Annotated in this window: 11 protein-coding genes; 6 read left to right on the top strand and 5 right to left on the bottom strand. The window is 53.1% G+C overall.

The features are described 5' to 3' along the window. Positions 1-131: 131 nt before the first annotated feature. The 4 genes from pdeD to pabB form a co-directional block, all read right to left on the bottom strand. Positions 132-1,694 (bottom strand): cyclic di-3',5'-guanosine monophosphate phosphodiesterase PdeD, encoded by a 1,563-nt coding sequence (gene pdeD / locus F3J38_RS11280; protein ID WP_167138372.1) that lies wholly within the window; start codon positions 1,692-1,694, stop codon positions 132-134. 219 nt (positions 1,695-1,913) lie between these two features. Further along, positions 1,914-3,278: an L-serine ammonia-lyase gene (sdaA, locus tag F3J38_RS11275; protein ID WP_167138370.1), complete on the bottom strand. Its 1,365-nt coding sequence runs from the start codon at positions 3,276-3,278 to the stop codon at positions 1,914-1,916. Between the two features lie 191 nt (positions 3,279-3,469). After that, on the bottom strand, positions 3,470-4,039 hold the full coding sequence (locus F3J38_RS11270; protein ID WP_167138368.1) for a CoA pyrophosphatase: 570 nt from the start codon (positions 4,037-4,039) through the stop codon (positions 3,470-3,472). After that, entirely contained in the window at positions 4,040-5,398 is a 1,359-nt protein-coding gene (gene pabB / locus F3J38_RS11265) for an aminodeoxychorismate synthase component 1 (RefSeq protein WP_167138366.1), read from the bottom strand. A 110-nt stretch (positions 5,399-5,508) separates the two neighbouring features. On the opposite strand from pabB, the gene F3J38_RS11260 reads away from it, so the two are divergent. Further along, complete coding sequence (locus tag F3J38_RS11260) at positions 5,509-5,694, top strand: YoaH family protein (RefSeq protein WP_167138364.1); 186 nt, start codon at positions 5,509-5,511, stop codon at positions 5,692-5,694. 12 nt (positions 5,695-5,706) lie between these two features. Here F3J38_RS11260 and F3J38_RS11255 read toward each other — a convergent pair whose 3' ends face one another. Continuing rightward, entirely contained in the window at positions 5,707-6,051 is a 345-nt protein-coding gene (locus F3J38_RS11255; protein ID WP_167138362.1) for a RidA family protein, read from the bottom strand. 122 nt (positions 6,052-6,173) lie between these two features. Between F3J38_RS11255 and yoaA the strand changes: the two genes are divergently transcribed. The 5 genes from yoaA (at position 6,174) to rnd (ending at position 12,595) form a co-directional block, all read left to right on the top strand. Next, on the top strand, positions 6,174-8,084 hold the full coding sequence (gene yoaA, locus F3J38_RS11250; RefSeq protein ID WP_167138360.1) for a DNA repair helicase YoaA: 1,911 nt from the start codon (positions 6,174-6,176) through the stop codon (positions 8,082-8,084). Positions 8,085-8,136: 52 nt separating this feature from the next. Further along, a complete protein-coding gene (gene tsaB, locus F3J38_RS11245; protein ID WP_167138358.1) occupies positions 8,137-8,835 on the top strand; it encodes a tRNA (adenosine(37)-N6)-threonylcarbamoyltransferase complex dimerization subunit type 1 TsaB in 699 nt (232 codons plus the stop codon). A 59-nt stretch (positions 8,836-8,894) separates the two neighbouring features. Continuing rightward, the gene (locus F3J38_RS11240) at positions 8,895-9,491 is read left to right on the top strand and encodes a Slp family lipoprotein (RefSeq protein ID WP_167138356.1); all 597 of its coding nucleotides are present in this window, start codon (positions 8,895-8,897) and stop codon (positions 9,489-9,491) included. A gap of 207 nt (positions 9,492-9,698) precedes the next feature. Then, positions 9,699-11,375 carry a long-chain-fatty-acid--CoA ligase FadD gene (gene fadD, locus F3J38_RS11235; RefSeq protein ID WP_167138857.1) on the top strand — a complete coding sequence of 559 codons (1,677 nt, stop codon included), beginning with the start codon at positions 9,699-9,701 and terminating at the stop codon, positions 11,373-11,375. 98 nt (positions 11,376-11,473) lie between these two features. After that, positions 11,474-12,595, top strand: a complete 1,122-nt coding sequence (rnd, locus tag F3J38_RS11230) for a ribonuclease D (protein WP_167138354.1) — start codon at positions 11,474-11,476, stop codon at positions 12,593-12,595. The last annotated feature ends 42 nt before the right edge of the window (positions 12,596-12,637 follow it).

Raw genomic sequence — 12,637 nt, 5'->3', positions numbered from 1 at the left:
GGATGTTCCGTAAAGACGGCGTGAATACATCCCTGTAGCCTCGGCCGCCGCATCCTTGCGGCGGACGCTTTACTCCTCATCCCCCTTCACCGGCTTCATGGTGCATTTTGCGGTCTGCCTGACGTGGGTCCTCAGGCATTAAGGTGCGACTGGTGCTGCTCCAGCCACACAGGGAAGTCTTCAATCGGCATCGGACGGGCGTAATAGTAGCCCTGTAAATGGTCGACACCCCGTTCACGCAGATAATTGGCTTGTTCAGCGGTCTCGACCCCTTCAGCCACCAGTGCGATGTTCAAACGCTGTGCCAGGGAGATGACCATATCGGTCACGGTGGCGTTAATAGCATCGGTACCAATGGCGGCGGTGAAGATCTTGTCAATCTTCAGCACATCTGGCTTCAAATCTTTGAGGTAGGCCAGCGAGCTGTGGCCGGTGCCGAAATCATCAATCGCCAAACTGACGCCAATCTCGTGCAACTGCGACACCACAGACTGATCAATCACGGGTAGCGCATCACGCTCCGTTAATTCGACCACCAGTTTTGGCAACGGATTAGCCGGCCACCAGATTTCCTGCAAATCCTCTACGATAGCCCGATCGTGGAAGTGACTTGCCGCAACATTAATGGCGATATGGAAAGAAGGGCACTGTGGCAGGTTGGGTAATTCATCCACCACTTTGGCGAGCACAAAGCGGGTCAGCGGCGCGATGAGGTTTTGACGCTCAGCCAAAGGAATAAACACGTCGGGTGCTATCCATCCTTGGCGAGGATTATGCCAACGTAACAGCAGCTCAATGCCATCACATTCACCGCTTTTAGCATTGATCAGCGGCTGGCAATAAACCATGAACTCGTTCGACGTAATGCCGTAACTGATTTGCCAGCTCAGGCTCATGCGGTTCGCGGTAGCCAGCCAGACGATGTAACCCATTAGCAGGCTCAACAGCACCGCAAGCGGAAGCTGGGAAGGTAGCGTATTCAGCGCCAGACGTGCTGGCGAAGGTCCATACAAAGTGATGCTAAACGGATACCGTAACGAGGATTGATCGTAAGCAACTTCATCTTCCGATGGCACGGTGTGTTCAATCAGTGGATTACCATATTCAAGGCTTTGACCACCCACGTTAAAAATGGCGCGTTCAACCCAAGGCAACTGGGGTTCCAGCAAATAGTTGGTCATCAACTCAACGTTGATGATCTGTAGTAAGCCATCGCGGTTATCCAGTGACTTCGGCGTCCAGAGCAGCAGTACCGGCGATCCTTTTAACAGATAATCATCGGTCGTTAGCATCATGCGCTGGTTATTAATGGCGAGTTCAGGATAGGTCTGACTAAATGAGATATCGCGTGGGCCGTAAATACTGGAACAGTAAATGTTGTCATCCTGTACCAGTAGCACGGTGCGAACGGTTTGCAACGCAGCAATTTTCTCAATCAGCGGGTAGCGCACTTGCGCACAAGGCACGCCGACCAGGCCAAGGGTGTTATTGGCGGAAACATCAAGTGGGGAGAACATGCGGTCAAACCTTTCAATGGCTCGACTGGCAAAATTTAATGACTGTTGCTCAATGCGCGACTTCTCTTCGATATAACGAAAAGTGAGCGTCAGAATCAGAACCAGCGCTGCGATCACCAACGCAATAAGCAGGCGCTTACGGCGAAATTGACCGACAAATTGCTGGGGAATGAGCATCAGTAACCACCTTGCAAAACAAAGATTGAAGCCAAATTAACGTGAAGGTTATCGGCATAGAGGCGGCCAGGTTTAGCGTGCCTGAACAAAAAAAACGGCACTAAAAAACAGCGCGGCCACTAAGGGCCGCGCGCAAATTAATGTATCTGGTTTACTCACTCTGAGGTAGTGCGGGATGCATAAAAAAAATTTAAATGGTGATTTTTTAAACGTATCAAATTAATCACATTGGACTTTTATTGCCAGACCCCCACGAGAAGTCTCACGGTATTTGGCGTTCATATCTTTGCCGGTTTCGTACATAGTCTCGATAACCTTATCCAGCGATACACGCGGTTCGCTGGTGCGGCGCAGTGCCATACGCGCGGCATTGATGGCCTTCACCGAGGCAATGGCATTACGTTCAATACAGGGTACTTGCACCTGACCGGCAACCGGGTCACAGGTGAGGCCAAGGTTGTGCTCCATACCGATTTCAGCGGCAACACAAACCTGCTCTGGGCTGGCACCCAGCAACTCGGCCAGACCCGCGGCGGCCATTGAGCAAGCGACACCCACTTCGCCCTGGCAACCGACTTCTGCACCAGAAATCGAAGCGTTCATTTTATACAGCACGCCAATCGCACCCGACGCGAGGAAGTAGCGGGTAAAGATCTCTGGCGTCACCGTTTCGATGAAATGATCATAATAAGCGAGCACCGCAGGTACGATGCCGCAGGCCCCGTTAGTGGGGGCGGTTACCACACGTCCGCCAGCGGCATTCTCTTCATTCACCGCCAAGGCAAACATGTTGATCCAGTCAATCACATTCATTGGGTCGTTGGAGTGCTTGGTGGAAGAAACCAGTAAGCGACGTAGCGATGCTGCACGACGTGGAACGCGCAGTGGACCCGGTAACACGCCTTCGGTGTTAAGACCGCGATCAATACAGGACTGCATGGTCTGCCAGACATTGCCAAAATAGTCATGAATATCTTCGCGGCTGTGCAATGCGAGTTCATTTTTCATTACCAAACCCGACAGAGACAGACCGGTTTCGTGGCAGTGACTGAGCAACTCTTTCGCAGAGTTGAACGGGTAGGGAACGGACACTTGATCTAAGACCGACTGGCCAAAGTGTTCTTCATCGACGATGAAACCGCCACCAATGGAGTAGTAGGTTTTCGTCAGGATCAACAAATCACCCGCGAAGGCGAACACCGTCATGCCATTTTCATGCAATGAGAGATTCTCACTGCGAAATACCATGCCACCTTCACGTGGGAAATCGACTTCACGTGCACCCTGAGCCAGTAACAACCGCTCACGCTGTTCAACGTCTTTTATAAAGGCGGGAATACTATCGATATCCACCGTGGCTGGCTCGAAGCCCGCCAGGCCCATAATAATAGCGATGTCAGTATGGTGACCTTTGCCCGTGAGCGACAGTGAGCCATAAACATCAACGCTGACGCGTGTGACGTCCTGCAGTTTGCCCTGTTCGACCAGCAAATCAACGAACTGCTTGCCCGCTTTCATCGGACCCACGGTATGTGAGCTGGATGGGCCAATGCCCACTTTGAACATGTCAAAAACACTAATCACTGGTGACACTCCTCACAGTTCTTTTTTTGTACGGCTGAAGCCGTTTATGCGGCTAATAGTAATCGCCCGCGCGCTGCAATGAGCAGCTTTTCGCATGAAATAAACTAATTATAAACCACAGAAATAGTTATCCCATTCCACTGTTGTGAAGTGGATCGAATTTATCGAGGATGGGAAACCAGAGCGGAAATTTAGGGGAGGGCGATTTGTTGACCCAGCGCGCGGATGATACCTGCGGTCATGCCCCAGATAAAGTAATCCTCGTACCATGACAGCCACACCTGATGCTGACGGTGGCCGCGACGCAATGTGAGTCCGCTATAGCGACTGAGGCGCAGCGCTTCTGCCAATGGCATCGCAAAGGTGCTTTCCACTTCGTCAGGATTGATATTCAGTGGTAATCCAGCCGGAATGATACCGACCACGGGGGTGACAGCGAAGCCCGTGCTGCTGGTGACAGGCGGAAGCACACCAACGACGTTAACCTGTTGCGGCTGGATACCCACTTCCTCTTCTGCTTCACGCAGCGCGGTGTGCACCAGAGAATCATCCGTTGTGTCTTGCATGCCGCCGGGAAAAGCCACCTGACCGGCGTGTTTGCGCAGGTGAGAAGAGCGACGCGTCAGCAGCAAGCCAGGTTCCGCCCCAGCAATCACGGGTACCAACACCGCCGCACGGCGCCCGCTGATGACACTTTTCGGTGTGCTCACCGGTGGCTGCATCATGAAACGACTAAGAAATTGATCCAGTGTCAGGCTCATTTAGACCTCACCGCTCAGGCTGGGCAAAATTCGGTTAACTTTATGAAAAGTCTCTTGATATTCGAGTTCAAGATCGCTATCTGCCACCAGACCACCACCGGCGGCGCAATAAAGCTGGTGGTTTTCTGCAATCAGCGTGCGGATGGTGATGCTGGTATCCATACGGCCGCATAAACTCAGGTAGCCGATGCTGCCACACCAAGCGTTGCGGCGCTGTGGTTCAAGTTCTTCAATGATTTCCATGGCGCGAATCTTAGGTGCCCCGGTAATCGATCCGCCGGGGAAACAGGCGCGTAGCAGGTCAGTCGCGGACAGATGTTGCGGCAAACGAGCGCGCACGGTACTCACCAAATGATGCACAGCCGGGAAAGGCTCGACAACAAAAAGTTCCGGTACGTGAACACTGCCTGGTTCAGCCACACGGCCAATATCATTGCGCAGCAAATCAACGATCATCAGGTTCTCGGCACGATCTTTATCAGCATTGGCGAGCTTTTCTGCCTGTAATCGGTCAGCCTCAGGATCGGCGAGGCGCGGCAGGGTGCCTTTTATTGGGCGTGTTTCAATCTCATGCTGTTGCAGTGAGAGAAAACGTTCTGGTGACAGGCTCAGTAATGCGCTTTTCGGCAGACGGATAAAGGCACTAAATGGCGCACGGTTGTCACGATTCAAACGCAGGAACGCCTGCCATTCATCACCGCGATAACTGGCTTTAAACCGCTGCGCCAGATTGACCTGGTAGCAGTCACCCGCCTGAATATAGTTTTGCACTGCCTCGAAACGCTCCGCATACTGCTCGAAGCTGAGATTAGATTGCCAATCGCTGGTGAGTGCAAAGGTTTTGGGCTGCGGTACCGCTTGTGCCTGTAGCCATTGCCAACGTTGTTCGGCATCGGTGAGTGAAATCAGCGTGAGTTTTTGCAGATGGTGGTCGGCAATCAGCGCCCAGTCATAAATCCCTACCGCCATATCCGGCGTTTTGAGATCCTGCTGCGCACGTTGAGGCAGTGTCTCAAACCGACGACCCAGGTCGTAACCAAACAAACCCAGTGCACCACCCTGAAAGGGTAAGTCTGCATTAAACTCAGGCTTTATGCCGAGTAAGTCGCACTGCTGTTGCACCAGCGTCAGTGGGTCTTCGGCGGAAAGTAACACCTTACCTTCACTGTCGATCTCGGTCATATCTCCGCGCGTCATGAGCGTGGCATGGGGATCGGCGGTCAGTATATCGAAGCGATTATCAGCGTGATCGGCATGGCCAGAGGTGAGTAGCATCGCCCACGGACGATGTGCCAAAGCAGAAAAGCGGTGCAGTAACGTATCAGGCGTATACTTCAGGTTAAGGGTTTGTACGATCATCGGGCTAATTAATCCAGCAAGCAGGCGCGTAGCCTGGCATATTTTTTTGCCGCTGGCACCTGTTTGTTCTGCGTGGAATAATGCGCCCCCTTTAGCACCAGGAGCGAATCATGTTTACAGGTCTTCCCGCTTTATCTCATGAACAGCAGCAGCAGGCTGTTGAGCGTATTCAGGAATTAATGGCAGGCGGCATGGCCAGTGGTCAGGCGATTGCACAAGTTGCCCATGAGATCCGCCAAAGCCATCAGGGTGAAGCGATTCGGGCGCGGTTCGAAGACGACGAGGAAGACGAATAACGCCCGGATTGATTACAGCGCGGCGATGATTTTAATTTCGACTTTGTATTTCGGGTTCATCAATCCGGCTTGCACGGTGCAACGCACTGGCGCATTGCCGGGTGATACCCACGCATCCCATGCACGGTTCATGGCCGGAAAATCGGCTTTTTCCACCAGGAAAATCGTGGCATCAAGAATTTTGCTTTTATCCGATCCGACGCGGGCCAGAATCGCGTCAATCACCGCCAGCGCGTTGGCTGTTTGCGCTTCCGCATCTTCATCAAGATTTTCCGGTACGCTGGTGTAATACACGGTTTGATCATGCACAACAGCTTCGGACATACGGTGTTCAGGATCGATACGTGTAATGGTCATGTTGTTCTCCTTTAATTTCGCTGCGCTAGCCTGCCATATCCCTGGGGGGCTGTCATCTGTTGTGGTCGCTTCTTAGGAATCCTGAGATAATGCCGCGGTATTTGAACAATCGGTGAGGATGTGTGGCAGACGATTTTGCAACTGAAGGCGCGTTGGCGCTGGCGATTCCTGGTTTTAAACCGCGTGAAGCACAGCGCGAGATGGCGCAAGCCGTCACGGAAGCCGTCAACACTGGCGGAGAGCTGGTGGTAGAAGCGGGTACCGGTACCGGTAAAACCTATGCTTATTTGGCGCCAGCCTTGCGCGCAAAAAAGAAAGTCATTGTTTCTACCGGTTCTAAAGCGTTGCAGGATCAGCTCTATAACCGCGATCTGCCTACCATTGCGCGCGCCCTGAAGTTCAGCGGCAAAACTGCGTTACTTAAAGGGCGTTCAAACTATTTATGCCTCGAACGTCTTGAGCAGCAGAACCAAACCGGCGGCGATCTGACCGTGCAAGCCTTGGGTGATTTGATCAACGTGCGTAACTGGTCGTCCCAAACGGTGGATGGTGACGTCAGTAGCTGTTCCGGCGTAGCCGAAGATAGCCCGATTTGGCCCTTTGTTACCAGCACCAACGATAACTGCCTGGGTAGTGACTGCCCGCTGTATAAAGATTGTTTCGTGGTGAAGGCGCGTAAAAAGGCGATGGACGCCGATGTCGTGGTGGTCAACCATCACCTGTTTCTGGCCGATCTGGTGGTGAAAGAGGGCGGATTCGGTGAGCTGATCCCAGAAGCGGATGTGATGATCTTCGATGAGGCCCATCAGTTACCTGACATTGCCAGCCAATATTTCGGCCAGCAAATCTCCAGCCGTCAATTACAGGACCTGGCCAAAGACATCATTATTGCGTACCGCACAGAGGTGCGTGACGTACAGCAGTTGCAAAAGTCTGCTGACCGTCTCGCTCAATGCGCTCAGGATTTTCGTCTAACGTTGGGCGAGCCGGGCTTTCGTGGCAACCTGCGCGATCTGCTCAGCGATAACAACATTATGCGTATGTATACGCTGTTAGATGATGCGTTAGAACTGTGTTATGACGTGATCAAATTATCGCTGGGACGCTCGGCGTTATTGGATGCGGCTTTCGAACGCGCCGCGCTGTATCGTACCCGCTTGAAGCGTTTACGCGCGATTGATGAACCCGGTTTTAGCTACTGGTACGAATGCACCAGCCGTCATTTCACCTTGGCATTGACGCCGCTGTCGGTCGCGGAACGTTTTCGTGAAGTGATGGATAACCGCAAAGCTGCGTGGGTGTTCACCTCCGCCACGCTGGCGGTGAATGAGCAGATGAGCCACTTTTCCCATCGGCTCGGTGTCGACAAAGCCAAAACGCTGATCCTTGATAGCCCCTTCGATTATGCGCAACAGGCACTGCTGTGCGTGCCGCGCAACATGCCGGAACCCAATCATCCTGGCGGGGCCCGTCAGTTAGCTCGCATGATGAAACCTTTGATTGATGCCAATAAAGGGCGCTGTTTCTTCCTTTGTACCTCGCACAAGATGATGCGCGAGCTGGCCGCGGAGTTCCGGGCTTCAATGACCTTACCGGTGCTCTTGCAGGGCGAAACCAGTAAAGGACAACTGTTGAAGCAGTTCCTTGATGCCGGGAACGCCTTACTGGTTGCCACCAGTAGCTTCTGGGAAGGGGTGGACGTGCGTGGTGACGCACTCTCTTTGGTGATTATCGATAAGCTGCCGTTTACGTCACCAGAAGACCCGTTACTCAAAGCACGCATGGAAGATTGCCGCTTACGTGGCGGCGATCCGTTCAATGACGTGCAATTACCTGATGCGGTGATCACCCTGAAACAGGGTGTTGGCCGTTTAATCCGTGATACAGAGGACCGCGGCGTATTAGTGATTTGTGATCAGCGTCTGGTGTCACGCCCCTATGGTGGGTTGTTTCTCAACAGTCTGCCGCCCACGCCACGGACTCGTGACTTGAATCGCGCCATTGCATTCGTGCGCCGGGCAGAGAATCACTAATTTTTGTCCGGCTGTGTTAAGATGCGCGCCATTTTGATTCTCAGAGGTTGTTATGTCCGCCCGAATTTTAGCCTTGGACACGGCGACAGAAGCCTGTTCTGCCGCGCTGCTCAATCAGCAGCAGATCGATGCACGCTTTGAAATTGCGCCGCGCGATCATACCCAACGTATATTGCCCCTGGTCCAGGAGCTGTTGAAGGTTCAGCAGCTGGAACTGACCGCGCTGGATGCGCTGGCATTCGGGCGTGGTCCGGGAAGTTTCACGGGCGTACGTATTGGCATTGGTATCGCGCAAGGACTGGCTCTCGGGGCGAATCTGCCGATGATTGGCGTCTCATCTCTGGCGACCATGGCGCAAGGTGCCTGGCGTCTGACCGGTGCTACCCGCGTGTTAGCGGCGATTGATGCGCGCATGGGTGAAGTTTACTGGGCTGAATATCAGCGCGATGCCAACGGCGAATGGCAGGGTGCAGAAACTGAAGCCGTGTTGAAACCGGAAGCGGCAGAGGCGCGAATTGCGCAACTGACGGGTGAATGGGCAACGGTGGGCACGGGGTGGCAGGCTTACCCACATCTTCTCACCACAGCGAATGCCAAACTTGTTGCTACCGACGTAGCGTTACCCGCAGCGGAAGATATGCTGCCGCTGGCACTGAGTGCCTGGCAGCGCGGTGAATCGGTGGCGGTGGAAAATGCCGAGCCGGTTTATCTGCGAAATGAAGTGGCATGGAAAAAGTTGCCTGGCCGTTAAGCGTGACGCAACTATTTCGCCACCGCCCAGTCTAACTGAGAAATAACAGGAGAAGTGCTATGCCAATGAGTCGTAAAGGGATGTCTGGCGCTCTGTTAGCCTGTGCGTTACTGCTGAGCGGTTGCGTTTCGGTGCCAGATTCCATTAAAGGAAGCTCTCAACTTCCACAGCAAGATTTATTACGCGTAATGAATGCGCCGCAGCTGTATGTCGGCCAGGAGTCACGTTTCGGCGGTAAAGTGGTGAAAGTCACCAACCTTAATGGCTTAACCCGCCTTGAGATTGCCACACAACCGCTGGACGACAGCGCGCGCCCGCGTTTGGGTGCCGCATCCGTGGGGCGCATTTTTGCCGACATCCGTGGTTTTGTCGATCCAGTAGACCTGAACAATCAATACATCACCGTGCTGGGTAATATCAAAGGCACCGAAAAAGGTGAAATTGGCAAAGCCAGTTACAACTTCGTGGTGGTGGATGTGCGTGGTTATCAGCGTTGGCATTTAACGCAGCAGGTGATGACACCGCCGCAACCGATCGACCCGTGGATTTGGTACGGTCCAACACGCCGTCACCCCGGTTATTGGGGACCGAATCCGTACTGGGGAATGAACATGAATACTGGGCCAGCACAGGTACAAACTATCCTGACTGAGTAACCCGTTATTATTCTATTACGGCCCGGTCGCGGCGCTCGCGACCGGGCTTTTTTATTGGATGCGCAACCGATGCGCGAAATTTAGTGATGTGCTTCGCAACCTGAAAATGCTGAGATAAGCAAACTGGTACAATCAGTTAAAATATTGTTAACAGCACTGATTGCAGAGGCAGCGATGGCTACACAACAAGAATATCGGGGTGATTCTTTGAACAAGGTTTGGCTTAAACGCTATCCAGCAGACGTTCCAGCAGAGATTAATGCGGATCGCTATACCTCCTTGGTTGAACTTTTCGAGCACGCAGCGCTGCAGTATGCTGAGCAAACCGCCTTCATCAATATGGGTCAGCCAATGACCTATCGTGAACTGGACAAACAAAGTCGTGATTTTGCTGCCTGGCTACAGCAAGGTTTGGGGCTTAAACAAGGCGACCGTGTGGCGCTGATGATGCCAAACCTTCTCCAGTATCCGGTGGCGCTCTTTGGTGTATTACGCGCGGGCATGGTGGTGGTTAACGTTAACCCCCTTTATACCCCGCGAGAGCTGAAACATCAGTTAAACGATAGTGGTGCCAGCGCTATTGTGATCGTCTCCAACTTTGCCCATACGCTGGAAAAAGTGGTGGCAGAGACGCCGGTCAAACACGTGATGTTAACGCGTATGGGTGACCAACTGGCCCCCGTTAAAGCCACACTGGTCAACTTTGTGGTGAAATACGTCAAGAAGCTGGTGCCTAAGTATCATCTGCCGGGCGCAGTGCCTTTCAGAAGTGCGTTGCAACAGGGCGCGCACATGGATTATCAACGTCCAACCCTCACCAATGACGATCTGGCGTTCCTGCAATACACGGGCGGAACCACGGGCGTCGCCAAAGGTGCCATGCTGACGCACGGCAATATGCAAGCCAATCTGGAGCAGACCAAGGCTACCTACGGTAAACTGCTGCGTCCGGGAAAAGAGCACGTTGTGACGGCACTGCCGCTGTACCATATTTTTGCACTGACCGTTAACTGCCTGCTGTTTCTGGACTTGGGCGGCACCAACCTGTTGATCACCAACCCGCGCGATATTCCCGGTTTTGTGAAGGAACTCAGCAAGTTTCCCTTCACGGCCATCACTGGCGTTAACACCCTGTTTAATGCGCTGCTGAATGATGCCAATTTCAACAAGCTTGATTTCTCTACGCTACGTTTATCCGCGGGCGGCGGCATGGCCGTGCAGAAAGCGGTGGCTGAACGCTGGGAAAAATTGACCGGCCACTATCTGCTGGAAGGCTATGGATTAACGGAATGTTCACCCTTGGTGTCGGTTAACCCCTATGACATCACTTGCCACACCGGTAGCATCGGTCTTCCTGTACCCTCTACCGATGTTCGTATCGTGGACGATGAAGATAAGGATGTCGCGCCTGGTGAGCCAGGCGAGCTCTGCATCCGTGGCCCGCAGGTGATGGTCGGTTACTGGCAACGGCCGGAGGCGACGGAAGAAGTATTGAAAAATGGCTGGCTGCATACAGGTGATGTTGTTACCGTTGATGGCGAAGGCTTTATTCGCATCGTCGATCGTAAGAAAGACATGATTTTGGTGTCGGGCTTTAACGTGTATCCTAACGAAATCGAAGATGTGCTGATGCAGCACCCGAAAGTGCGTGAAGCTGCGGCGATTGGCGTGCCAAGCGATCTTTCCGGTGAGGCGGTGAAAGTTTGCATCGTTAAGAAGGATGCTTCACTCACCAAAGAGGAAGTGCTGGATCATTGCCGCCGGCAGCTGACGGGCTATAAAGTGCCGAAGATTATCGAATTTCGTGACGATCTGCCCAAGACCAATGTAGGCAAAATTTTGCGCCGCGAATTGCGTGACGAGGCGAAGCGAGAAGGGCAGTAAGTCGTCCTTTTCCCCAGGTTAACGCCGGCTCAGTCCGGCGTTTTTATTGCTTTTAACATGGAGCGCTGCGCGAAGTGTGCCGCAGCGAGAATGAATACGTGAATTACACTTTGATCGACCAAGATAGTCAGCTGGCAGCCGTTTGCGAACAGGCACGCCAGCATGATGCGGTAGCACTGGATACAGAATTCGTGCGCACGCGTACTTACTATCCACAGTTGGGCTTAATCCAGCTGTTTGATGGTGAACAACTGGTTCTGATCGATCCGCTCAATATTAGCGACTGGACGCCGTTTGTGGCGCTGTTGCAAGACAAAAAAGTCACCAAATTCCTGCACGCGGGAGGCGAAGATCTGGAAGTATTCCTGCATCGTTTCAAATGCCTTCCTGACCCGATGGTTGATACCCAGATTCTGGCGGCCTTTGCCGGACAAGCGCTGTCTTGGGGTTTTGCCTCCATGGTGAATCACTTCAACCAAATTGAACTGGATAAGAGTGAAGCCCGTACTGACTGGCTGGCGCGTCCGCTGACTGAACGTCAGTGCGCTTATGCCGCGGCGGATGTGGCTTACTTACTGCCGATTGCACACCAACTGGTTGCTCAAACGGAAGCCGCAGGCAACATGGCGGCGGCACTGAGCGAATGCGATAACCTGTGCCAACGCCGTCTTGATGTCTTACAGCCAGAAGAAGCGTGGCGCGACATCACCAACGCATGGCAACTGCGTCCGCGTCAATTGGCTGCCCTTCAGCGTCTGGCGGCATGGCGTTTGAATATTGCACGCCAGAAAGACATGGCTGTGAACTTCGTAGTACGTGAGGAGAACTTGTGGAAAGTTGCCCGTTTTATGCCGGGGAGCTTGGGCGAGTTAGATCATTTGGGTTTAAATGGTCACGAGATCCGTTTCCACGGCAAAGCGATGGTGGCCTTGGTGGCTGAAGCGCAGGCGCAAGATGAAAACACGCTGCCACAACCATTGCCTAACTTGATCGATCACCCGCACTATAAACAGGCGTTCAAAGCGATCAAAGCGCTGGTGCAACAGGTGAGTGAAGAGACAGGATTCAGCCAGGAATTGCTGGCATCACGTCGTCAAATCAATCAGGTCTTGAGTGTGTACTGGGGACTAAAGAGTGGCTGCCGTACACCCGAGTTGTTGACTGGCTGGCGCGGAGAGTTACTGCAAAAACGCATTGATGAGATCGTACAGGCGCTGTAAACAGCACGTTTTCCCCTGCGAATAACGCAGGGGAAAATCATG

Source organism: Candidatus Pantoea formicae (genome assembly GCF_011752625.1).
Taxonomy (GTDB): domain Bacteria; phylum Pseudomonadota; class Gammaproteobacteria; order Enterobacterales; family Enterobacteriaceae; genus Pantoea; species Pantoea formicae.
This window is presented reverse-complemented; position numbering and strand designations above follow the sequence as displayed.

What these genes read in the sequence shown, in the direction of transcription:
- pdeD (WP_167138372.1), bottom strand. Translation starts at nt 1,694, where the DNA reads ATGCTCATTCCCCAGCAATTTGTCGGTCAATTTCGCCGTAAGCGCCTG.
- F3J38_RS11240 (WP_167138356.1), top strand. Translation starts at nt 8,895, where the DNA reads ATGCCAATGAGTCGTAAAGGGATGTCTGGCGCTCTGTTAGCCTGTGCG.
- F3J38_RS11270 (WP_167138368.1), bottom strand. Translation starts at nt 4,039, where the DNA reads ATGAGCCTGACACTGGATCAATTTCTTAGTCGTTTCATGATGCAGCCA.
- pabB (WP_167138366.1), bottom strand. Translation starts at nt 5,398, where the DNA reads ATGATCGTACAAACCCTTAACCTGAAGTATACGCCTGATACGTTACTG.
- F3J38_RS11255 (WP_167138362.1), bottom strand. Translation starts at nt 6,051, where the DNA reads ATGACCATTACACGTATCGATCCTGAACACCGTATGTCCGAAGCTGTT.
- tsaB (WP_167138358.1), top strand. Translation starts at nt 8,137, where the DNA reads ATGTCCGCCCGAATTTTAGCCTTGGACACGGCGACAGAAGCCTGTTCT.
- F3J38_RS11260 (WP_167138364.1), top strand. Translation starts at nt 5,509, where the DNA reads ATGTTTACAGGTCTTCCCGCTTTATCTCATGAACAGCAGCAGCAGGCT.